The 21,396-nt window shown below is 71.9% G+C and carries 19 protein-coding genes; 2 read left to right on the top strand and 17 right to left on the bottom strand.

Going from position 1 to position 21,396, the window contains the following annotated elements; all coding sequences use genetic code 11:
• Positions 1-56 precede the first annotated feature (56 nt).
• Together CFRA_RS05055 and CFRA_RS05050 are read left to right on the top strand one after the other, a co-directional pair.
• Positions 57-437, top strand: a complete 381-nt coding sequence (locus tag CFRA_RS05055) for a hypothetical protein (protein WP_075663720.1) — start codon at positions 57-59, stop codon at positions 435-437.
• A gap of 225 nt (positions 438-662) precedes the next feature.
• Positions 663-1,088, top strand: coding sequence for a hypothetical protein (locus tag CFRA_RS05050; RefSeq protein WP_075663719.1), 426 nt, complete (start codon positions 663-665; stop codon positions 1,086-1,088).
• Positions 1,089-1,402: 314 nt separating this feature from the next.
• Here CFRA_RS05050 and CFRA_RS05045 read toward each other — a convergent pair whose 3' ends face one another.
• The 17 genes from CFRA_RS05045 to thrS form a co-directional block, all read right to left on the bottom strand.
• Entirely contained in the window at positions 1,403-3,685 is a 2,283-nt protein-coding gene (locus CFRA_RS05045) for a RelA/SpoT family protein (protein ID WP_075663718.1), read from the bottom strand.
• A 145-nt stretch (positions 3,686-3,830) separates the two neighbouring features.
• Positions 3,831-4,397, bottom strand: coding sequence for an adenine phosphoribosyltransferase (locus tag CFRA_RS05040; RefSeq protein ID WP_075663717.1), 567 nt, complete (start codon positions 4,395-4,397; stop codon positions 3,831-3,833).
• A 50-nt stretch (positions 4,398-4,447) separates the two neighbouring features.
• Complete coding sequence (locus CFRA_RS05035) at positions 4,448-6,112, bottom strand: periplasmic substrate-binding domain-containing protein (protein ID WP_075663716.1); 1,665 nt, start codon at positions 6,110-6,112, stop codon at positions 4,448-4,450.
• Positions 6,113-6,127: 15 nt separating this feature from the next.
• On the bottom strand, positions 6,128-7,339 hold the full coding sequence (gene secF / locus CFRA_RS05030) for a protein translocase subunit SecF (RefSeq protein ID WP_075663715.1): 1,212 nt from the start codon (positions 7,337-7,339) through the stop codon (positions 6,128-6,130).
• A gap of 3 nt (positions 7,340-7,342) precedes the next feature.
• Entirely contained in the window at positions 7,343-9,358 is a 2,016-nt protein-coding gene (gene secD, locus CFRA_RS05025) for a protein translocase subunit SecD (protein WP_245797697.1), read from the bottom strand.
• A 260-nt stretch (positions 9,359-9,618) separates the two neighbouring features.
• Positions 9,619-10,110, bottom strand: a complete 492-nt coding sequence (yajC, locus tag CFRA_RS05020) for a preprotein translocase subunit YajC (protein WP_169842167.1) — start codon at positions 10,108-10,110, stop codon at positions 9,619-9,621.
• Positions 10,111-10,396: 286 nt separating this feature from the next.
• Positions 10,397-11,635, bottom strand: coding sequence for a Holliday junction branch migration DNA helicase RuvB (ruvB, locus tag CFRA_RS05015; protein WP_415684116.1), 1,239 nt, complete (start codon positions 11,633-11,635; stop codon positions 10,397-10,399).
• A gap of 1 nt (position 11,636) precedes the next feature.
• A complete protein-coding gene (ruvA, locus tag CFRA_RS05010) occupies positions 11,637-12,245 on the bottom strand; it encodes a Holliday junction branch migration protein RuvA (RefSeq protein WP_075663713.1) in 609 nt (202 codons plus the stop codon).
• On the bottom strand, positions 12,242-12,823 hold the full coding sequence (gene ruvC, locus CFRA_RS05005) for a crossover junction endodeoxyribonuclease RuvC (RefSeq protein ID WP_075664887.1): 582 nt from the start codon (positions 12,821-12,823) through the stop codon (positions 12,242-12,244). The genes ruvA and ruvC overlap by 4 nt, the downstream gene beginning before the upstream one ends.
• A gap of 195 nt (positions 12,824-13,018) precedes the next feature.
• Positions 13,019-13,777: a YebC/PmpR family DNA-binding transcriptional regulator gene (locus tag CFRA_RS05000; protein WP_075663712.1), complete on the bottom strand. Its 759-nt coding sequence runs from the start codon at positions 13,775-13,777 to the stop codon at positions 13,019-13,021.
• A 212-nt stretch (positions 13,778-13,989) separates the two neighbouring features.
• Positions 13,990-14,817: an acyl-CoA thioesterase gene (locus CFRA_RS04995; RefSeq protein WP_075663711.1), complete on the bottom strand. Its 828-nt coding sequence runs from the start codon at positions 14,815-14,817 to the stop codon at positions 13,990-13,992.
• 16 nt (positions 14,818-14,833) lie between these two features.
• The gene (locus tag CFRA_RS04990; RefSeq protein WP_075663710.1) at positions 14,834-15,514 is read right to left on the bottom strand and encodes a hypothetical protein; all 681 of its coding nucleotides are present in this window, start codon (positions 15,512-15,514) and stop codon (positions 14,834-14,836) included.
• Positions 15,514-16,713, bottom strand: coding sequence for a glycosyltransferase family 4 protein (locus tag CFRA_RS04985; protein WP_075664886.1), 1,200 nt, complete (start codon positions 16,711-16,713; stop codon positions 15,514-15,516). Before CFRA_RS04985 ends, CFRA_RS04990 begins: the two co-directional genes overlap by 1 nt.
• A gap of 1 nt (position 16,714) precedes the next feature.
• Positions 16,715-17,782, bottom strand: a complete 1,068-nt coding sequence (locus CFRA_RS04980) for a phosphatidylinositol mannoside acyltransferase (protein ID WP_083666846.1) — start codon at positions 17,780-17,782, stop codon at positions 16,715-16,717.
• Positions 17,751-18,524, bottom strand: coding sequence for a phosphatidylinositol phosphate synthase (gene pgsA / locus CFRA_RS04975; RefSeq protein ID WP_083666845.1), 774 nt, complete (start codon positions 18,522-18,524; stop codon positions 17,751-17,753). The genes CFRA_RS04980 and pgsA overlap by 32 nt, the downstream gene beginning before the upstream one ends.
• A complete protein-coding gene (locus CFRA_RS04970) occupies positions 18,518-19,159 on the bottom strand; it encodes an ATP adenylyltransferase (protein ID WP_083666844.1) in 642 nt (213 codons plus the stop codon). The genes pgsA and CFRA_RS04970 overlap by 7 nt, the downstream gene beginning before the upstream one ends.
• Positions 19,149-21,230 (bottom strand): threonine--tRNA ligase, encoded by a 2,082-nt coding sequence (thrS, locus tag CFRA_RS04965; protein ID WP_075663708.1) that lies wholly within the window; start codon positions 21,228-21,230, stop codon positions 19,149-19,151. Before thrS ends, CFRA_RS04970 begins: the two co-directional genes overlap by 11 nt.
• Positions 21,231-21,396: the final 166 nt, after the last annotated feature.

Here is a 21,396-nt window from a genome sequence, read left to right as displayed (position 1 = left end):
ATCCCCGGGACAGTGCGCGATGGAGCGCCCGGAACCGCAGAACTCAGGAGGACCCCATGAAGCTTGTTTCCCGCACCGGCCTGGTCGCCGCCGCCACCGCCGTCGCCGTCTCCGCCACCGGCCTGGTCGCCCCGGCCGCCACCGCGGAGACCACCGGCGCCGAGGGCGTCGTGGCCACCGCCGGCACCACCGCGGGGACCGCCGGCGCCGGCACCGCCGTGCGCGCCGCCGACTCCGGCAACTCCTCGAAGTCCGAGGGCGGCGCCGGCAAGACCTCCTCCACGAGCGACAACGCCCTGACCAAGATGTGGAACGAGGGGCCCGGGGGCAAGGTCGGCGCCTTCGCCACCGTCATCGGCGGCATGCTCGGCGCCGTCGCCGTGCTCGCGCTGATCAGCCGCGGGCTGACCGAGCTGACCAAGGCGATCGGCAAGTAAGTTTTACGTCCAGATCAGTGTTCTCGCTCACATAGGCGAGCCTTTACGATCCGGTGAATCGAAACTCCCCGCAGGACAGGGCGCCCGGACCCCCTTCAGGGCATTGATTCACCTGATCAACACCTGTTTATTTCTTGGGAGTGAACTGTTGCCCGGCGTCTTCCGCCCCGCTATGGTCTGGGAGGAGCTTTCAACCACCAGCATGTTCGGGAGGACACGAACCCCATGAAGCTTTTCACCCGTAAGGGCATTGTCACCCTCGGCGCCACCGTCGCCATCGCCACCACCGGCATCGTCGCCCCGGCCAACGCCGAGGAGGGCACCCCGACGGAGACCACGGCCGCCAGCTCGACCGTCGAGACCACCCCCGAGAAGCCGGCCGCGAACCCGACCGACAAGAACGAGAACCCGGCCCCGACCTCGGATCCGGAAGCCCCGGTCAACGAAAACGTCAGCTCCTCCGAGTACGACTGCGACGACGAAAACGCCCCCAGTAACGTGAAGAACTCCCTGAAGTGCCAGTGGGAGAAGGGTGAATTCGATGAGCGTCTCGGCATCATCACCGGCTTCGCCACCCTGATCACCACCGTGATCGGTGTCGCTTCCGCCGTCTTCAGCCTCGTCAAGAAGGTCGCCCCGGACCTGTTCTAAGGCTCTTCTCAGGCTCCCTGAGAACACCACCCGCCCCGACCGGCACGCCGCCGGCCGCGGGCGGGTTTTCGCGTGCGATTCTCTTCCGTGGCCCCTCCGCGGCTCCTCCGTGGCCCCCACACGGCCCCGCGCCACCACGCTCCCTCTTAAGAAGCTTCTCCCTTACAAACCGGAACAAGCCCTCCCCCACAAACCGGAACAAGCCCTCCCCGCAACAAGCCCCCACACAACAGGCACAGCCCCGCGCCACGCGCGCGGGTGCGCGCCGACGCGGGGCAGGCGGGGCGTCGTCAATCGACGCGCGCCACGGGCACTCAGGCGGTCACGCGGTAGACGTCGAAGACGCCCTCGGTGTTGCGCAGCGCCGTGATCAGCGCGCCGAGCTGCTTGGTGTCGGAGACCGCGAAGGTGAAGCGGATCGTGGCGATGTGGTCGTCGCCGGCCTTCGAGTTCATCGCCAGCACCGACAGGTTCTGCTCGCTGACGCACCGGGTGATCTCCATGAGCAGCCCGCCGCGGTCCAGCGCCTCGACCTGCAGCGTCGCGGTGAATGCGTTGCCCTGGTCCGAGCCGGCCCAGGAGACGTCGATGAGGCGCTCCGGCTCCTCGCGCAGCTTCGGGGCGTTGGTGCAGTCCGTGCGGTGCACCGAGACCCCGCCGCCGCGGGTGACGAAGCCGAAGATCTCGTCGCCCGGCACCGGCTGGCAGCACTTGGCCAGCTTCGCCAGCACGTCCGGGCTGCCCTCCACGAGCACGCCCGGCCCACTGACGGCCTGCGGGCGGTGCTCGGCCTTGTCCGCCAGCTCCGCCAGCGGCATCCGGCTCATCAGCTCGTCCTCGGCGGAGTCCTCGTCGCCGAAGATGGCCATCAGGCGGTGCGCGACATGCTGCGCGGAGACCGAGCCCGAGCCGATCGCCGTGTAGAGCGCGTCGACGTCCGGGTAGTGCAGCTCCGTGGCCACCGTCTTCATCGACTGCGCGGTGAACAGGCGGTGCAGCGGCAGCCCGCCGCGCTGCACCTCGGCGGCCAGCGCGTCGCGGCCGGCCTCCAGGTGCTCCTCGCGGCGCTCCTTGGAGAACCACTGGCGGATCTTCGCCTTCGCCCGCGGCGAGACGACGAAGTCCTTCCAGTCCGCCGAGGGCCCGGCGTGCTGGTCCTTGGAGGTGAAGATCTCCACCCGGTCGCCCGACTTCAGCTTCGTCTCCAGGGCGACGAGCTTGCCGTTGATCTTCGCGCCGATGCAGCGGTGGCCGACCTCCGTGTGCACCGAGTAGGCGAAGTCGACCGGGGTGGAGTCCACCGGCAGGTTGACCACGTCGCCCTTCGGGGTGAACACGAAGATCTGCTTGGCCGTCAGGTCGTAGCGCAGCGCGTCGAGGAACTCGTTCGGGTCGGCGGCCTCCTTCTGCCAGTCGAGCAGCTGGCGCATCCAGGCCATCTGGTCGATCTCGGCCTGGTCGCCCTTGTGCGAGCCCTTCGTCTCCTTGTAGCGCCAGTGCGCCGCGATGCCGAACTCCGCGTTGTAGTGCATCTCGTGGGTGCGCACCTGCACCTCGAGCGGGCGGCCCGAGTCCGTCATCACCGTCGTGTGCAGCGACTGGTAGACGCCGAAGCGCGGCGCCGAGATGTAGTCCTTGAAACGGCCCGGCATCGCCGCGTAGAGGGCGTGGACCACGCCGATGGCCGCGTAGCAGTTGTTGACGTTGTCGACGAGCACGCGGATGCCGACCAGGTCGAAGATCTCGTCGAACTCGTGGCCGCGCACGATCATCTTCTGGTAGATGGACCAGTAGTGCTTCGGCCGGCCCATCACCTCGGCCTCGATGTTGTTCTCCTTGAGCGCCGCCTTGAGCTGCGCCATGATCTCCTCGAGTGCCCGGTCGCGCTGCGGGGCGCGGTCGGCGACGAGGCGGACGATCTCGTCGTACTTCTTCGGGTAGAGGATCGCGAAGGAGAGGTCCTCGAGCTCCCACTTGACGTTGGCCATGCCCAGGCGGTGCGCCAGCGGGGCGATGACCTCGAGGGTCTGGCGGGCCTTCTTCGCCTGCTTCTCGGGCGGCAGGAAGCGCATCGTGCGCATGTTGTGCAGGCGGTCGGCGACCTTGATCACCAGCACGCGCGGGTCGTGGGCCATCGCGACGATCATCTTGCGGATCGTCTCGGCCTCCGCGGCCGCGCCCAGGGCGACCTTGTCCAGCTTGGTCACCCCGTCGACGAGGCGGGCGACCTCCTCGCCGTAGTCCTCGGTGAGCTGCTCGAGGGTGTAGTCGGTGTCCTCGACCGTGTCGTGCAAAAGCGCCGCGACCAGCGTGGTGGTGTCCATACCGATCTCCGCGGCGATGGTGGCCACCGCCAGCGGGTGGGTGATGTACGGGTCGCCCGACTTGCGGTAGACCCCGTCGTGGAGGCGCTCCGCCGTGGCGTAGGCGCGGTCGAGCACCGCCCCGTCCGCCTTCGGGTGGAACTGCCGGTGGATGCTCAACAGCGGCGCGAGCACCGGGTTGATCTTCGGGCGGTTGCCCGTCAGGCTGCGTGCCAGGCGCGCGGACATGCCCCGCACGCCGATGCTCCTGCCCCGGCCGTTCTCCTGGGTCATAGTCCCTACACCTTACCTTCGCCTCTCCGGCCCGGACCCGTGTCCGGTACGCCTCTTCCGGCCCCGGGCCCTGGCCCGGTACCCGTCGAACCCCGCGCCCCGACTGCCTGCGGCCGGCCGCCGGGGCCGACCCGTCAGCCGGCGCTCAGGCCTCGACCGTGTCCTGCGAGATCACGCTCAGGGGCACGTCCCCCAGCTTCTCGCGCCCGCCGAGGCCGTCGACCTCGAGGACGACGACGTTGCCGACGACCTCGGCGCCCGTGCTCGCCAGCAGCTTCGCCGCCGCGCCCAGGGTGCCGCCGGTGGCCAGCACGTCGTCGACGAGCACGACCTTGCGGCCCTTCAGGTCCATCGCGTCGGCCGGGATCTCCAGGGCCGCCGTGCCGTACTCGAGGGCGTACTCCTCGGTGTGCACCGGCGGGGGCAGCTTGCCCTGCTTGCGGATCGCCAGCACGCCCAGCCCCAGCTTGTAGGCCACGGCCGCGCCCAGCAGGAAGCCGCGCGCGTCGAGCCCGCCGATCAGGTCGGCGCCGTCCTCGACGGCCGCCTGAGCCAGCGCGTCGACCACGGTGCCGAACGCGTCCGCGTCCGCGAGCACCGGGGTCAGGTCCTGGAAGACCACGCCCTCCTCGGGGAAGTCCGGCACGAGCCGCACATGCTCCTTGAGTGCGGCCGCAGCCTCGGGAAACCTGGTCTGAGTCTTACCTGCCACCTTGAATCTCTCCCATATTTCTCTCGTTGCCGGGCCCGGGTGCACCGGCGTCAGCCGATGCGCCACCGGTCCATGTTCCAGCCGATGCCGGCGAGACCTGTGTACACGTTCACGTTACCCATCTCGCGGTCGGTGGCGAATACGCGGGGCTGGGAGGCCAGCGGAATGGCGCGCACGCGGCGCCACTCCCCCGCCTCCGCGGCCTGCAGTGCCCGCCAGCCGCGCTGACCCGGGGCCACCGCGGAGTACTCGGCGGCCGGGTCGACGGCCTTGAGCACCGCGTCGACGCGGTCCTCGCCGCCCGGGGCGACCCCGACCAGGTCGCCGAGCTGCCCGGTGGTCTCCGAGACGTCCTCGACGGTGACCCCGGCCGGCTCGCAGCTGCGCCGGATGGACCCGACCATCGCGGCCTTGCGCGGGTCCGGGCCCATGTAGCCGATGCGCACGGTCTTGCCCTTCAGGCGGCCGGCCAGCGCCTCGTCGGTGCCGAGGTGGACGTCCGAGACGTCCGCGACGTGCACGGCGTCCGGGTCGGTCGGGTTGAGCACGTGCATGGCCACCGCCGGGACCTCCACGCCGGAGACCCGCGAGCTCTCGGCGGCGACGTCCTTCTGGTCCACGCACGCGTTGAAGGCGTCGCGGTCCTCCGGCGTGGCGAAGACGCCGCCCTCGCCGAGCAGCAGCGTCTCGGTCAGGTAGCCGACCTCCGGGTGGATCTCGTAGCGGTTGCCCGGGTTGTCGCGGTCGATGAAGGAGCCGTCGGTGCGCGTGATGTCCGCGGCGACGACGTGCGCCTGCGCGGCCAGGGCGTGGGTGTCCACCGACGGCGGCCAGACCACCAGCGTCGGCTCCTCGGCCGGCGCGCCGTTGTAGTGCTCGTTGCGCACGAGGCGGACCTCGCCGTGCTCGCCGACGGAGTCGACGCGGTAGGGCCCGTAGGCCAGCTGCAGGCCCTCGTCGAACTCGGAGAGCCGGAAGCCGTCGCGCCACACCCGGGCGACCTCGCGCAGGGCGTCGGGCACCGCGGCGTCGGAAATCTCGGTGGTGCCGGTGGCCGCCGCACCGGAACCGCCCGCGCCGGGCAGCGCGGCGTCGAGAAGCGGCACCAGGTCCTCTTCGCCCACGCCGGCGCGCTGCGCGATGGCGTGGGCCGGCAGGATCTCGCCGGGGCCGAAGAGCTGGCGCCAGCGCGAGCCCGCGCCCTCGACGAGGGTGAGCTGGAAGCGCTTGGCGCCGGGGCGGCACTGCACGGACTCGACCTGGTCGGTCCACGGCAGCTGCGCGCCGAAGACGCCGTCGAGCTTGCCGGCGGCCACGGCGAGGTAGAAGTCGTCACAGGTGACGGCGTGGCCGTCGGAGAAGGCGGCCTCCGGGGCGATGTCGTAGAGTACCTTGCGCTTCGCGCCGGGCAGCAGCTGCGCGGTGGCCAGGTCCGTGTTCGGGATCATCTGGCCGTTCGGCCCCGGCGTGTAGACGGCCGGGTAGACGCGCCCGGAGATCAGCTCCGCGTTCGTCGACGCACCGTCCAGCGAGGCGGCGTTGGTGGTCTCCAGCGGAGAGGAGACGACGTAGGCGGGGAACCCGGTGTTCTCGCCGAGGTCCTCACCGTCCTCCTCGGTCGAGCAGGAGGTCAGGGAGACCGCGCTGGCGAGCGCCAGAACGGCGGCCACGGCGGCGCGCAGGCGTCCCCGGCCAGGTCGTGCAGCGGCGGACATGCGCGCCCTCCCCCGTCAGTTCCGGCCCGGGCGCCAGGTGGCGCCGGGGTGGCCGGGCGCCGGGGTGTCGGCGTCGGCCTCGGCGTGGTGCGCCGGGGAGGTGACGGTGCGCTTGCCGGAGTTGCCGGTATTGCCTTCCGACGCCGCGTCGGTCGCCGTGGCGTCGTCGGCCGCGTCCGCCGGCTCCTCGCCGCGACGGTAGGCGGCGACGGCGGCGTTGTGCTCGCGGATCTCCTTGGAGCGCTCGGTCACGCTGACCAGGATCGGGGTGGCCAGGAAGATCGAGGAGAACACGCCCTCGACCACGCCGATGAGCTGGATGAGCGCGAGGTCCTGCAGATCGCCGACGCCGAGCATCCACACGGCGACGATGATCAGCGCCACGATCGGCAGCGCGGAGATCACCGAGGTCGAGATCGAGCGCATCAGCGTCTGGTTCACGGCGGCGTTGGCGGCCTCCGCGTAGGTCTGTCTGCGCGAGTCGAGAAGCCCCGCGGTGTTCTCGCGGACCTTGTCGAAGACGATGACGGTGTCGTAGACGGAGAAGGACAGCACGGTCAGCAGACCGATGATCACGGCCGGCGAGACCTCGAAGCCGAACAGCGCGTAGATGCCGGCGATGACGACGGCGTCGACGAGCAGGGCGGCCATGGCCGCGATGGCCATCTCACGGCGCAGGCGCACCGCGATGTAGAGGAAGGCCAGCAGCAGGAACACGCCCATGGAGATGAGCATGCGCTGGGTGATCGTCGAGCCCCAGGACTCGGAGACCGTCGAGTCGCCGATCGCGTCCGGGCTCGGGGTGCCGGTGGCGTCCTCGGGGTGGTAGGCCTCGAAGATCTCCTGGCGGGCGGCGTCGATCTGGTCCTGCGTGAGGCGCTCGGTGTTGATCTCCAGGGTGGCGGTGTCGCCGGAACCGACGACCTGGGTCAGCTCCGGGGTGACCCCGGTGGCGTCGACGAAGGTCTGCTCGACGTCGTCGACGTTGAGCTCCGCGGCCGGCATGTTGATCTTGGTGCCGCCCTCGAAGTCGATCGACATGTCGAAGCCGCGGATGCCGATGGCGGCGACGCTGATGACGATGAACAGCGCCGTCAGCCAGTACCACAGCTTGGTCCGGCCGATGAAGTCGATGCCGCCCTCACCGGTGGAGATGCGGTCGAACAGGGAGTGGTTCAGGTTCGCGTCGGGCTCGACGGGAACTTCGAGTGTCTTGGTCTCGGACATTGCTCAGTTCTCCTTGTCCTTGGGCTCCGCGTCCTCGGCGGGCGCGTCGCCGTCGGCGTCGGTGTCACCGTCGGCGGGCGAGACCGCCGAGGCGGTGCCCGCTTGACGACGTCCCGCCTCGTCGGCGTCGGCGGTCTCCTTTGCGGTCGCAGCGGTGCCGGCGCTGGCTGCGGTGCCGGCGGTGGCTGCGGTGCCCGTCGCGGTGGTCCCGGTGGCGCCCGAAGCGGTGGCCCCGGAAGCGGTGGCGCCGCGCGCGGGGGTGTTGACCTTGGCCGCGGCCGTGCGGCGGTCGGCGGCCAGGCGGAAGACCTTGCCCATGCCGTTGACGGCCGGGCGCGCCCAGAACGGCCGCCGCGAGCACAGCAGCATGATCGGGGCCGTGACCAGGAAGGTCACGACGAGGTCGAAGACCGTCGTCATGCCGAGGGTGAAGGCGAAGCCCTTGACCTCGCCGACAGCCAGGAAGTAGATGACCACGGAGGCGATCAGGGTGACCATGTTGCCGGTCACGATGGTCTGGCGGGCGCGGTGCCAGCCGCGGTGCGTGGCCGAGCGGAAGGTGTGGCCGTCCCTGACCTCGTCCTTGATGCGCTCGTAGATGACCACGAAGGAGTCCGCGGTCGCGCCGATGCCGATGATCAGGCCGGCGATGCCGGACAGGTCCAGCGAGTAGCCGATCCAGCGGCCCAGCAGGATCAGGGAGCCGTAGACCAGCGCGCCGGAGCACACCAGGGTGAACAGCGAGATCAGGCCGTAGAGGCGGTAGTAGGCGAAGACGAAGACGGCGATCATGGCCAGGCCGACCAGGCCCGCGACCAGACCGGCCTTCAGCGAGGCCTCGCCGAGGGAGGCGGGCACGGTCTCGGCGGTGCCGCCGGGCTGGCCGTCCTCGCCGGCGAAGGACAGCGGCAGGGCGCCGTACTTCAGGTTGTTGGCGAGGTCCTGCGCCTCCTTCTGGCTGAAGTCACCGGTGATCGCGGTGGCGGAGCCGGCCGGGGTCGGCGACTGGATGCGCGGGGCGGAGATGATCTGCGAGTCCAGGGTGATGGCGACCTGCTGCTGCAGGTACTCCTGGGTCAGCTGCGCCCAGGTGTCGGCGCCGGCGCCGCCGAAGGCGAAGCCGACCTGCATCTGGCCGGTCTGGGAGTCCAGGCCGCCCTCGATCGGACGGTCGGTGTCGATCTGGGCGCCGGTGAGGCGCTCGCCGTCCGGGTTCTCGCCGACGAGCTCCGGGGAGGGCGACAGCAGGTACGGCGCGCCGGAGGAGGCGTCGCAGGAGACCAGCGGCTTGGCCGGGTCGTCGGTGCCGGCCAGCGGGTCGACGGAGCCGTCGCACTTGATCAGGGCCATGGCGGCCAGCTGCGTGGTCGGGTCCTCGGACTGGCGGTCCTCGCGCAGCATCTCGGTGGTCTGCTGGCGGCGCTCGGTGGCCTCCAGGGAGTTCGCCGGCTCCGGCTTGGGCTCGGCGTTGATCTCCGGGGCCTTGATCTCCTCACCGCCGAGCTGCTTGAGCTGGGCGGAGAGCTGCTCGGCGGAGCTCTTGGCGTCCTCCGGGCTGATCACGTCGGCCTCGACCCAGCGCTCGGCCATGTCGGTGAAGGTCTCGGGCAGCGCGGCCATGTCCGGCATCTGCGGCTGAGCGACCGGGCGGAAGACCAGCTGCGAGGTCTGGCCGACGGCGCGGGCCTGGCCCGCGTCGTCACCGGGGACGGTGATCACCAGCGTGTTGCCGTCGGCGACGACGTCGGCGCCGGAGACGCCCATGCCGTTGACGCGGTTCTGCAGAATGGTGCGCGCCTGGTTCAGCTGCTCCTGCGTGGGCTCCTCACCCTGGGGAACCAGGGTGATGCGGGTGCCGCCCTCCAGGTCGATGCCCAGCTTCGGCTCGGCCTTCCGGTCGCCGGTGAAAAAGATCAGGGCGTAGACGGCCAGGACCAGGAGCAGGAAGACCCCCAGCGCCTTGAGCGGCCAGCTCCTGCCCGACGTCTGGGCGCCGCGCGGTCTCGCGGTTGTGGTCACGAACAAATCTCCTTGAACAGACACGCCGGAAGGCCTCTGCAGGCTCTCCCGGCCGTGATGGACGCACCTATGTTACGGCATGGTCCGCGTGTGTCGAAGAGTTGGTGCCGAAACTTCCCGGTGTCCCGGGTCACGTCTCCCCCGCCTGGGACCTCGGCTTATGGGTCGCGGGCGGGATTCCGAGCGGGCTTCCGGCGGTGTGCCGCGAGGTCCCGCACGCTGCTCGCCGGGGTCCCGGTCGGATTCCCGGGTTCCGGGACCTAGCGCCCGGGGCGGCCGTCGGCGTCCGGGCCGTCGGTCCGGTCGGGGTCCGGGTAGGAGCCGTCGTTCTCGGGGTGACCGGCGGCGTCGGTGTAATCGGTCCCGGTGTAGTCGGCGTCGCTGTAGTTGGCGTCGGTGTGCTCGGCCTCGGTGGCCTCCGGGTGGACGTAGCCCTCGGCGTCGGCCTGGCCGGCCTGCGCGTAGCCGGCCTCGCCACCGACCAGCTCGGGGTTCTGCTCGTCGACGGTGCGGATGACGGCGATCCGCTCCCAGGTGGTGATCACGTCGGGCGCGATCTCGAGGGCGAGCTGGTCACCCTCGAGGCCGACGATGGTGGCGTGCATGCCCGAGGCGGTGACCACGCGCTGGCCGACCTCGAGGCCGGCCTGCATCTGGGTCATCTCATTCTGACGACGGCGCTGCTTGCGCATCATGAAGAAGGAGGGCGCGATCAGAATGAGCAGTAGAACGAGAAGCAGAATCATATCCATGCCCCACACTGTGCCAGACGGCTCCGTGGACATGCCAACTAAACGCCCAGGTCCGGCACCGCCCCGGGTGCCCCTGGGCGCGCTCCCCCGGCCCCGCCCGGGCGGCGGGCACGCCCCCGCGGCACGAGGTTTCATCCCCCGCCGAGCGCGCCCCGGCCGTGCCTCAGTAGAGACCAGGCGGGCCCCGGCCCCGCCGAGCGCGCCCCGGCCGTGCCTCAGGAGAGACCGGGCGTTCCCCCGGCCCCCTGCTCCCCCGGCCCCCTGCCGAGCGCGCTCCGGCCGTGTCTCAGTAGAGACCGGGCGCGCCCTCCGGCGGCTCGAGGTCCAGGTGGCGCCAGGCGGCGGCGGTGGCCACCCGGCCCCGGCCGGTACGCGCGATGAGACCCGCGCGCACCAGGTAGGGTTCGCAGACCTCCTCGATGGTCGAGGGCTCCTCGCCCACGGCCACCGCGAGCGTGCCCACGCCGACCGGCCCGCCGCCGTGCCCCTTGATCAGGCAGTCGAGCACCGCGCGGTCCAGGCGGTCGAGGCCTACCTCGTCGACGTCGAAGACCGCCAGCGCCCCGCGGGCGGAGGCCAGGTCGATGCGGCCGTCGGAGTGGACCTCGGCGTAGTCGCGCACGCGCCGCAGCAGCCGGTTGGCAATACGCGGCGTGCCCCGGGAGCGCGAGGCGATCTCGGCGGCCGCGTCGTCGTCGATCTCGACGTCGAGGATGCGGGCGGCGCGGGTGACCACGCGGGTCAGCTCCGGGGTGTCGTAGAACTCCATCTGCGCGGTGAAGCCGAAGCGGTCGCGCAGCGGCCCGGTCAGCATGCCTGCCCGCGTGGTGGCGGCCACCAGGGTGAACGGCGGCAGGTCCAGCGGGATCGACGTGGCACCGGGGCCCTTGCCCACGATGACGTCGATGCGGAAGTCCTCCATGGCCATGTAGAGCATCTCTTCGGCCGGGCGCGCCATGCGGTGGATCTCGTCGATGAAGAGCACGTCGCCCTCCATCAGGTTCGACAGCATCGCGGCCAGGTCGCCGGCGCGCTCGAGCGCCGGTCCCGAGGTCATGCGCAGGCTGGTGCCGAGCTCCTGGGCGATGATCATCGCCATGGTCGTCTTGCCCAGGCCGGGCGGGCCGGACAGCAGGATGTGGTCCGGGGTGACCCCGCGGTTCTTCGCGCCGGTGAGCACCAGCGAGAGCTGCTCGCGCACCTTCTGCTGGCCGATGAACTCCTGCAGCGAACGCGGACGCAGGTTGCGCTCGACGTCGCCCTCCCCCGCCTGCTTGTGCGGGGTGACGGGCCGCTCGGCGCCGTCGCCGGCAACGGGGCCCCCGGCGCCGGGACCTCCGGCACCCGGGACACCCGCCGGACCGTCGGCCGGGCCGCCGGCCGGGCCGCCGAAGCCGCCCGCGCCGCCGCCCGCGGCTCCCGGCCCACCGGCCGATCCACCGTTCCCCGGCCCACCCGGGCCTGCCGGTCCCCCGGCGCCCTCGGGCAGCCGGAACTCGGTGCGCTCAATTCCGTGGCGGGTCATCTCAGTTCTTCTTCCCCAGGCGGCTCAGCGCCGCCCGCAGCGCGGCGGAGGTGTCCAGGTCCGGGTCCTCGGCGAGCACCGCGTCGACGGCGGACCCGGCCTGCTTGTCGGTGAAGCCCAGGCCGGTCAGCGCGGCGGTGACCTGGGCGGCGGTCGCGGACTCGGCGCGCGGGGCCGCGGGCTCGCCGCCCTCCGGCGCCGCCTCACCGTAGACGGCGACCTTCTCCTTCAGTTCGACGATCATGCGCTCGGCCATGCGCTTGCCCACGCCGGGCACGCGCTGCAGGGCCTTGGCGTCGCCGGCGCCGACAGCCGCGGCGACCTCGGCCGGCTCGAAGACCGACAGCGTGGCCAGCGCGAGGCGGGGCCCCAGGCCCGAGACCGTCTGCAGCAGGGTGAACATGCTGCGCTGGGAGTCGTCGGTGAAGCCGTAGAGCTGCACCGCGTCGTCGCGCACGACCATGGTGGTCAGCACGCGCGCGGTCTCGCCGCGGCGCAGGCCGGCCAGCGTCTGCGGGGTGGCCGTGAAGAAGTAGCCCACCCCCGCGCACTCGATGACCGCGCCGGTCAGTTCAATTCCGACGACGGTTCCGTTGAGCGAGGCGATCATCGCGCCATCTCCTCCTGACGTTTACGTTCCGCGGCCAGCCGGGCCTTCTGTCTCCTGGCGCGCTCCTCGTTGGCCTTCTCCCGGGCGAGGAAGGGCGCGCGCCAGCAGTGCGTGACCGCCAGCGCGAGCGCGTCGGCGGCGTCGGCCGGCTTCGGCGGTTCACTCAGGCCCAGGATGCGGGTGATCATCGCGGTCATCTGCTTCTTGTCCGCGCGCCCGTTGCCCGAGATGGCCTTCTTGGCCTCACTGGGGGTGTACATGTGCACCGGGATGCCGCGCTCGGCGGCGGCGAGCACCAGCACGCCCACGGCGTGGGCGGTGTGCATGACGGTCGAGACGTTGCCGCGTTCGAAGACGCGCTCGATGGCCACGACGTCGGGCTGGTAGCGGTCCATCCACTCGCACACGCCGTGCGAGAGTTCGAGCAGACGCGCGGACAGCTCGGCGCCAACCGGGGTGCGCGCGACGCCGACGGCGACGGGGTAGACCTGCCGCCCGCGGCCCGCCTGCACCACGGACAACCCGCAGCGCGTCAGGCCAGGGTCGATGCCCATCACCCGGAGTCCCTCGACGTTCACCTTCTGCGACACCAACCTTCCCGCTGTCCGCCCCGCCCCGGACCGGGCCCGGGCGGGTTCCGTCATTAGCACACAGTACCGAAGAGACACGCTACCCGACAGACGACGTCGCGGCCGCGGCACCGCACCGGGTGCCGCGACCGCGACGTCGGGTACGCGCGGGCGTCGTCAAGCGACGCGCCGCACGGGCGGGGCTCAGTCCTCCTCGGCGAGCTCCGCGGCGACCTCGTCGGAGAGGTCCATGTTGGTGTAGACGTTCTGGACGTCGTCCGACTCCTCGAGGGCGTCGATGAGCTTGAGCACCTTGCGGGCGTCGTTCGCCTCGAGCGGGGCACTGACGTCGGAGCGGAAGTCCTGGTCGGAGTCCTCGACCTCGATGCCGGCCTCGCCCAGGGCGGACTTGACCGCGCTGAGGTCCTCCGGGGCGGAGACGACCTCGAAGAGGCCGTCGAGCTCGTTGACCTCCTCGGCGCCGGCCTCGAGCACGGCCATCAGCACGTCGTCCTCGGTCAGGCCCTCGGACTTGACCTGGGCGACGCCCTTGCGGTTGAACATGTAGCTGACCGCGCCCGAGTCGGCCATGTTGCCGCCGTTCTTGGTCATGGCGGTGCGCACCTCGGTGGCCGCGCGGTTGCGGTTGTCCGTCAGGCACTCGATGAGCATGGCCACACCGTTGGGGCCGTAGCCCTCGTACATGATGGTCTGCCAGTCGGCGCCGCCGGCCTCCTCACCCGAGCCGCGCTTGCGGGCGCGCTCGATGTTGTCGTTGGGCACGGAGGCCTTCTTGGCCTTCTTGATCATGTCGTCGAGGGTCGGGTTGGCCGAGGGGTCCCCGCCGCCCGTGCGCGCCGCGACCTCGATGTTCTTGATCAGCTTGGCGAACTCCTTGCCGCGCTTGGCGTCGTTGGCCGCCTTCTTGTGCTTGGTGGTGGCCCACTTGGAGTGACCTGACATTGATGTCCTTTCGTCGTTGGCTCACGGTGGCGAGCGTCCACGCCCCCGGCACCGTGCGGCTCGCGGTCTGCCAGTATACGCAGCAGGCCCCCGGGCTCCGAACGCACCCGGGCGTGTCCGCGCAGGACCACGGCCTGCCGCGCGCGTCCGTCGACGCCCGGGGCCACGCGGCGGGCGCCCGCGCCGGGCCCGGCCCCGTCCCCGGTCCCGGCCTAGCGGCCCTCGTCGAGGGTGCGCACCAGACCCTCCTGAGTGACCTCGGCGACCAGGTCGCCGGCGCGGTTGAAGATGCGCCCCTGCGTCATCGCGCGCCCGCCGTGCGCCGAGGGCGAGGTCTGGTCGTAGAGCAGCCAGTCGTCGGCGCGGAAGGGCCGCAAGAACCAGATCGCGTGGTCCAGGCTGGCCATCTGCACCTTCGTGTCCGGGTGCGGCACCAGCGAGGAGTGCAGCAGCGTCATGTCCGACATGTACGCCAGGGTGCACTGGTGGAACTTCGGGTCGTCCGGCAGCCTGCGCTGGGAGCGGAACCAGACGACCTGCTGGCTGGCGGCGTACTTGTTCGGCTCGTAGCGGTCCTGCGGCACCACGCGGATGTCCCAGTCGCCCCACTCGTCGAGCAGCGCGCGCGAGCCCCGCGGGCGCAGCAGGCCCTCCTCCCCCAGCTCCTCCGGGTCCGGCACCGCGCGCATCTGGTCGGAGTGGTCCGGGCCGGTGTCCCCGCTGACGTGGAAGCTGGCCTGCATGCTGAAGATCGTCTCGCCGCGCTGCACGCCGCGGACCTGCCGGGCGGAGAAGCTGCGGCCGTCGCGCAGCCGGTCGACGAGGAAGACGGTCGGCTCCCTCGAGTCGCCCGGGCGCAGGAAGTACCCGTGCAGGGAGTGCACCGGGCGCTCGTCGGAGACCGTGTTGACGGCGGCGACCAGCGCCTGCCCGGCCACCTGTCCGCCGAAGGTGCGCGTCAGGGTGCTCTCCACGGCCGGGCCGCGGAAGATCAGGTCGTCGATGCGCTCCAGCGTCAGGATCTCTTCGATACGCGCCACGGTGGCTGGTGCTCCTTTACTTTCCGTCCGGTCGGGTCTGCGGGCCGGCCTCGTTGCCCGGCCCGTCTGCTGCGCTCATTGTGTCACCCGCGACGGCGTCCCATCGGGATTCCTCGAAATATCTGGGCAACTTCGCCGTGCCGCCCAGCCGCAGCAGCCGCACCGCGGGGCGCAGCCGCAGCGCACGGGTGACACGCACGGCGTCGTTGTAGAAGCGCATGGCCATCTCGACGCGCGCGTTGGCCTCGGAGAGCACGGCCGGGAAGACGACACCGGCGGCGTGGGCGGCGGCCAGTGCCGCCGTCAGCTCCCGCTCGCGCTCGGCGCGTTCCGGCAGCGTGCCGTAGCGCAGCGTGACCGCGCCCGCCCGCCGTGCGGCGACGACGGCCTTATTGACGACGCCCGCGTCTCCCCCACCCGGGCGCGCACCCGCGGCGTCGGCGTCGTGACCGGCGCCTGCGGCGCCGCCGGCACCTTCGGCGCCGTCACGGGCCACGGTGCGGGGACCGCCGCGGGTGCCGCGCGCGGCGTCGGCAAGCACGGCCTCGACGAGGTTGACGCGGTTGTCGAGCGCGCCGGCCAGGCCCTGCAGCGCGGAGTCGGTGCGGATGTGCAGCCGGTCGAGGCGCTGGGCGGTCTGCACCGCCCAGAAGATCACGAGCGTGACCACGACGGCCAGGACGATCCACCAGTCCATCAGCGCACCGTCACCTTCGTGCCGTCGGTGACCGTCTCGTAGACGGCGAGCACCTGGCGGGTCACGGTCCGCCAGTCGTAGCGCTCGGCACGCGCCCGCCCGGCGGCGGCCAGGCCCTTGCGCGCGGCGGGGTCGTCGACGAGCCGGTCGAGCGTCGCGGCCAGCGCGGCGGAGTCGCCGGTGGCGAAGAGGGCGCCGGCGGGCCGGGCGGTGTCGCCGGCGCACACGGCGTTGAAGGCCTCGAGGTCACTGGCCACCACCGCGCAGCCGGCGGCCATCGCCTCGACGAGCACGATGCCGAAGCTCTCCCCGCCCAGGTTGGGCGCGACGTAGATGTCGGCCTGGGCCAGCAGGCGGGCCTTCTCGGCGTCGCTGACCCGGCCGACGTAGCGCACGCCGCGGGCGGGGCGGGCGCGCCCGGAGCCGATGACGGTCACGTGCACCGGGGTGCGCGAGCGCATCGTCTCCAGGGCGGCGAGCAGCACGTCGAGGCCCTTGCGGGACTCGTCGAGGCGGCCGAGGAAGACCAGCTCCACGGGGCGGGTGGGCTCGGTCCCGTCGCCGCGGGGCCCGTCCACACCGGTGGCGGCGTCGGCTGCGCCGGTGGCGGCGTCGGCTGCGCCGGAGGCGGGGGCGTCCGCGGCTGCCTGTTCCGCCTCGCGGCGCGCGCGGGCGAAGACGCCGGTGTCCACCCCGTTGGGGATGAGCACCGGGTCGCCGCCGAGCTGCTCGACCTGCCAGCGCCGCGCCATCTCGGAGACCGCGATGCCGCCGCGGACCTTCTCCAGCAGGGGGCGCAGCACCGGCAGCGCGGCCTTGAGCACGCGCGAGCCCGACGCCGAGGCGTGGTAGGTCGCCACGATCGGCCCGCGGGCGCGGGCCAGGGCGACCATCGAGTAGCTCGGCGAGTTCGGCTCGTGGATGTGCAGCACGTCGAAGTCGCCCTCGGTCAGGAAGCGGTCGACGCGCCGACGCACCTGCGGGCCGATCGAGAGCCGGGCGACCGAGCCGTTGTACGGGATCGGGATCGCCGGGCCGCCGCGGTGGACCCACCCGGGCACATCGGCGGTCTCCGAGGCCGGGCCGATGGCCTCGACGTGGTGGCCGCGGGCGCGCAGTTGGGCGCCGAGCTCGAGGACGTGCGCCTGCACGCCACCGGGCTCGTCGAAGGAGTAGGGGCAGACCAGGCCGACGCGCATCTCAGGCCCCGCTTTCCCGGCCGCGCCCGGCTGCCCGGCCGCGCCCGGCCGCCCGGCCGCGCCCGGCCGCCCGGTCGCGCCCGGCGTCACGCCGTCGCGCGCCGCGGTCCGAGCGGTGCAGGGCCTCGCCGTCGGCGCTCTGCCGGGCCCGCTCGGCGCGGCGACGCTCACGGTCGGCCGGCCACAGCGGCTGCAGCATGTGCCAGTCGGCCGGGTGCGCCGCGATATTGGCGGCGAACTGGTCGGCGACCTCCTGCTGCATCTTCTCGCGGGTGTCCACGGCGACCTGCTCGCCGACGGAGAAGCCCCAGCCGTCGTCGGTGAACCAGCAGTGCACCACGTGCAGGGCCGCGCCGGTCTCCCGGGCCAGGTCCACCGAGCCGGTGGGCATGGTGGTCTCCTCGCCGAAGAACTGCACCGGCACGCCGTGGCCCTTCAGGTCGCGCTCGCCGACCAGGCAGACCACGCCACCGGCCTCGACCACCTCGCGCAGGCGCTCCATCGGCGGGCGCCCGCCGGCGTGGGCGAGCACCTCGAAGCCGAGGCTGTTGCGGTAGTCGACGAAGGCGTCGAAGAGCGCCTCGGGGCGCACCCGCTCGGCGACGGTGGTGAAGCCGGTGTAGCGGCCGACGAGGAAGGCGCCGGCCATGTCCCAGTTGCCGGTGTGCGGCAGCACGAGGACCACGCCCTTCCCACGGCGGAAGGACTCGGCGAAGCGCTCCTCGCCCACCACACCGTCGCCGAGCCGGTCGATCAGCTCCGGGTCGCCGGCGATCGAGGGCAGTCGGAAGGCCTCGGCCCAGTAGCGGGCGTAGGAGCGCACCGAGTCGCGCACGAGGCGGCGGGTGACGTTCTCGGGACCGACCACGCGGGCGAGGTTGCGGCGCAGCTGTTCCATGCCGCGGCCGTTGTCGCTCGCCCTGTCGGCGCCGAGGCGGAAGGCGGCGTTGACCCACCTCTCGGGCAGGAGGCGCACCAGCCGCCACCCGGCGAGGTAGCCGAGGGCGGCCAGGTCGTCGCGTCGGGGCAGGCGCACGCTACTCGCCCTCCCGACCGGCCTCCGCCGCATCGTCTTCGGCCGCGCGGCGGGCGCCGGCCGCGCGCTCGGCGTCGGCCGAGTGCTCTGCGCCGTTCGCGCGCTCTGCGCCGCCCTCTGCTCCGGCGTCCGGCGCCTCAGCCGCCCCGGCGGGCGGGGCGATGCGCCGGCCGGCCTCCGGGTCGCGCGAGGCGCGCCACAGCCGCTGGCAGACGGTGAACGCGGAGCCGACCGCGAGCAGCCAGACGGCCACCTCGACGGCGTGCGGCACGCCCAGGCCCTCCAGGCCCAGGCCGAGCAGGCCGACGATGAGGCGCTCGGCGCGCTCGACGAGCCCGCCGTTGATCTTCAGCCCGCCGGCCTCGCCGCGCGCCTTGACGTACGAGATGACCTGCGAGGTCACCAGCACGACCAGCCCCGCGGCGACCGTGGAGCGGGCGGCGTCGTCGACGTAGACGAGCCACCAGACCACCGCGGCGAACAGCGCGCCGTCGGTGATGCGGTCGCAGCTGGCGTCCAGGGTGGCGCCGTAGGCGGTGCCGCCCCCGGAGAGCCGGGCCATGGTGCCGTCGATCAGGTCGAAGCTGGCGAAGACCGCGCACAGCACGGCCGCGGCGAACAGGTGGCCGGTCGGGATGAGCACGAGGATCGCCGCGCAGGTCAGCACCGTGCCGGTCAATGTCACCGTGTTGGGGCTGACCCCCGTGCGCATGACCGCACGGGCCACCGGCTCGACGACGACGGCGGCCGGACGCCTGCCACGCACGCTCAGCATGTGCGCCCCCAGGCGTCGGCCAGCAGCTTCCGGGTCTGCGAGAGCAGCTGCGGGAGCACCTTCGTGCCGCCGAGGACGGTCATGAAGTTCGCGTCGCCCGACCAGCGGGGCACGATGTGCATGTGCAGGTGGCTGCCCACGGAACCGCCCGAGCCCTTGCCCAGGTTGAAGCCGACGTTGACACCGTCCGGGTTCGAGACCCGCTTGACGGTGCGCACGGCCTCCTGCGCGAAGGCCATCATCTCGTGCGACTCGGCCTCGGTCAGGTCCTCCAGGTCGGCGACCTTGCGGTACGGGATGACCATCATGTGCCCGGCGTTGTACGGGTACAGGTTGAGGATGCAGTAGACCGTCTCGCCGCGCGCCACGATCAGCGACTCCTCGTCAGAGTGGCGCGGCGCGTCCACGAACGGGTCGTTGTCGCGCTTCGTCTCGGCGCGCGCGGCGTCGTCAATCGAAGAACCGTCCGGGCGGGTGGTGATGTAGTTCATCCGGTAGGGCGCCCACAGGCGCACCAGCCCGTCCGGCTCGCCCACGCCGCGGTCGACGTAGGTGCTTGACGACGCCGCGCCCGCGACGTCGCCGGCACCTGCGCCGTGGGCGCTGCGGGACGCATCGTCGGCCTCACTCGCCATCGGCGACCTCCGTGCCGAGCAGCGCCTTGAGCGCCTCGGCGGTCGGCTGGTCGTTGCGGCGCGAGCGCACCCACTCCTCGATGGCGTCGACGGCCTTCTCGACCGGCACGCCGTTGACCTGCGAGCCGTCGAGGAAGCGGAAGCTGACCGCGTGGGCCTCGACGTCGCGGCCGCCGGCGAGAAGCATGAACGGCGACTTGCCGGTGGTGTGGGTGCGGATCTTCTTCTGCATGCGGTCGTCCGAGGTGTCGACCTCGGCGCGGATGCCGCGCCCGCGCAGCTGGGCTGCGACGTCCTCGAGGGCCGGGATGAACTCGTCGGCGACCGGGATGCCGACCACCTGGTGCGGGGCCAGCCAGGCCGGGAAGGCGCCGGCGTAGTGCTCGAGCAGCACGCCGAAGAAGCGCTCGATGGAGCCGAAGAGCGCGCGGTGGATCATGATCGGGCGCTGCTTCGAGCCGTCCGGGGCGGTGTACTCGAGCTGGAAGCGCTCCGGCAGGTTGAAGTCGAGCTGCACGGTCGACATCTGCCAGGTGCGGCCGATGGCGTCGCGGGCCTGCACGGAGATCTTCGGGCCGTAGAAGGCCGCGCCCTCCGGGTCCGGGACCAGCTCGAGGCCGGACTTGGTGGCCACGCGCTCCAGGATGCTCGTCGAGCGCTCCCAGATCTCGTCCGAGCCGACGAACTTGTTCGGGTCCTTGGTGGACAGCTCCAGGTAGAAGTCGTCCAGGCCGTAGTCGCGCAGCAGCGAGATGATGAAGTCGAGCACGGAGGACAGCTCGTCCTCGAGCTGGTCCTCGGTGCAGTAGATGTGGGCGTCGTCCTGCGTGAAGCCGCGGGCACGGGTCAGGCCGTGGACCACGCCGGACTTCTCGTAGCGGTAGACCGTGCCGAACTCGAACAGGCGCAGCGGCAGCTCACGGTAGGAGCGCCCGCGCGAGGCGAAGATCAGGTTGTGCATCGGGCAGTTCATCGGCTTGGCGTAGTAGTCCTGCGGCTGCTTGGTGCAGTTGCCCTCCGCGTCGTACTCGCCGTCGAGCTGCATGGGCGGGAACATGCCGTCGGCGTAGAAGTCCAGGTGGCCGGACTTCTTGAACAGGTCGCCCTTGGTGATGTGCGGGGTGTTGACGAAGGAGTAGCCGGCGGCCAGGTGGCGGCGCCGGGAGTGCTCCTCCATCTCGAGGCGGACGATGCCGCCGTCCGGGTGGAAGACCGGGAAGCCGGAGCCGACCTCGTCGGGGAAGCTGAACAGGTCCAGCTCCTGGCCCAGGCGGCGGTGGTCGCGCTTCTCGGCCTCGGCGAGCATCTGCTCGTACTCGGCCAGCTTCTCCTTGGACTCCCAGGCGGTGCCGTAGATGCGCTGCAGGCCGGCGTTGTTCTGGTCGCCGCGCCAGTAGGCCGCGGAGGTGCGGGTCAGGGAGAACGCGGGGATGAAGCGGGTGGTGGGCACGTGGGGGCCACGGCACAGGTCGAACCACTCGACGTCGCCGGTGCGCGGGTTGACGTTGTCGTAGGCGGTCAGCTCGCCGGCGCCGATCTCGGTGGCCTCGTCGGAGTCGGGGTCGACGTTGCCCTTGTCGTCGATGAGCTCGAGCTTGAACGGCTCGTCGGCCAGGGCCTCGCGGGCCTCGTCCTGGGAGGCCCACACGCGGCGCTCGAAGCGCTGCCCGGTCTTGATGATCTTCTTCATCCGCTTCTCGAGCGTCTTCAGGTCCTCCGGGGTGAAGGGCTCGGCGGCGTCGAAGTCGTAGTAGAAGCCGTTCTCCACGGCCGGGCCGATGCCCAGCTTGGTGCCCGGGAACTCGGCCTGGACGGCCTGGGCGAGCACGTGCGCGCAGGAGTGGCGGATGACCGCGCGGCCGTCCTCGGAGTCGGCGGGCACCGGGGTGAACTCGGCGTCGGCCTCCGGGACGTGCGAGAGGTCCTTGAGCTGGCCCTCGGCGTCCTTGACCACGACAATGGCCTCGGGGCCCTTCTTCGGCAGGTCGAGCTCGCGCAGGGCAGCGCCCACCGGTGTGCCCGCGGGTACGGTGAACGGCCGGTAGGTACGGGACTCACTGGTTAATGCCATGGGAGGTAGGCGCTCCTTCTTGCGCTCACGCGGCGGCGCCATACCGGGACGCGGCCGCTGGTGGGTTCTTCCCCCGCGTTTCACCCCGCACGCCGGATGGGCGCGCGGGGCCGCGGACAGTCAAGCATCCTACCCGGCGGCCCCTCCCCCGCCCAGAGGCGGGCGC

The organism is Corynebacterium frankenforstense DSM 45800, from assembly GCF_001941485.1.
Taxonomy (GTDB): Bacteria; Actinomycetota; Actinomycetes; order Mycobacteriales; family Mycobacteriaceae; genus Corynebacterium; species Corynebacterium frankenforstense.
Note: the sequence above shows the minus strand (reverse complement) of the source record. Positions and strands in the feature narration are given on the sequence as shown.

Excerpts from the sequence above, each read along its gene's own strand:
- CFRA_RS05055 (WP_075663720.1), top strand. The coding sequence starts at position 57 with ATGAAGCTTGTTTCCCGCACCGGCCTGGTCGCCGCCGCCACCGCCGTC.
- CFRA_RS05050 (WP_075663719.1), top strand. The coding sequence starts at position 663 with ATGAAGCTTTTCACCCGTAAGGGCATTGTCACCCTCGGCGCCACCGTC.
- CFRA_RS05045 (WP_075663718.1), bottom strand. The coding sequence starts at position 3,685 with ATGACCCAGGAGAACGGCCGGGGCAGGAGCATCGGCGTGCGGGGCATG.
- CFRA_RS05035 (WP_075663716.1), bottom strand. The coding sequence starts at position 6,112 with ATGTCCGCCGCTGCACGACCTGGCCGGGGACGCCTGCGCGCCGCCGTG.
- secF (WP_075663715.1), bottom strand. The coding sequence starts at position 7,339 with ATGTCCGAGACCAAGACACTCGAAGTTCCCGTCGAGCCCGACGCGAAC.
- yajC (WP_169842167.1), bottom strand. The coding sequence starts at position 10,110 with ATGGATATGATTCTGCTTCTCGTTCTACTGCTCATTCTGATCGCGCCC.
- ruvB (WP_415684116.1), bottom strand. The coding sequence starts at position 11,635 with ATGACCCGCCACGGAATTGAGCGCACCGAGTTCCGGCTGCCCGAGGGC.
- ruvA (WP_075663713.1), bottom strand. The coding sequence starts at position 12,245 with ATGATCGCCTCGCTCAACGGAACCGTCGTCGGAATTGAACTGACCGGC.
- CFRA_RS05000 (WP_075663712.1), bottom strand. The coding sequence starts at position 13,777 with ATGTCAGGTCACTCCAAGTGGGCCACCACCAAGCACAAGAAGGCGGCC.
- CFRA_RS04990 (WP_075663710.1), bottom strand. The coding sequence starts at position 15,514 with ATGGACTGGTGGATCGTCCTGGCCGTCGTGGTCACGCTCGTGATCTTC.
- CFRA_RS04985 (WP_075664886.1), bottom strand. The coding sequence starts at position 16,713 with ATGCGCGTCGGCCTGGTCTGCCCCTACTCCTTCGACGAGCCCGGTGGC.
- CFRA_RS04980 (WP_083666846.1), bottom strand. The coding sequence starts at position 17,782 with ATGCGGCGGAGGCCGGTCGGGAGGGCGAGTAGCGTGCGCCTGCCCCGA.
- pgsA (WP_083666845.1), bottom strand. The coding sequence starts at position 18,524 with ATGCTGAGCGTGCGTGGCAGGCGTCCGGCCGCCGTCGTCGTCGAGCCG.
- CFRA_RS04970 (WP_083666844.1), bottom strand. The coding sequence starts at position 19,159 with ATGGCGAGTGAGGCCGACGATGCGTCCCGCAGCGCCCACGGCGCAGGT.
- thrS (WP_075663708.1), bottom strand. The coding sequence starts at position 21,230 with ATGGCATTAACCAGTGAGTCCCGTACCTACCGGCCGTTCACCGTACCC.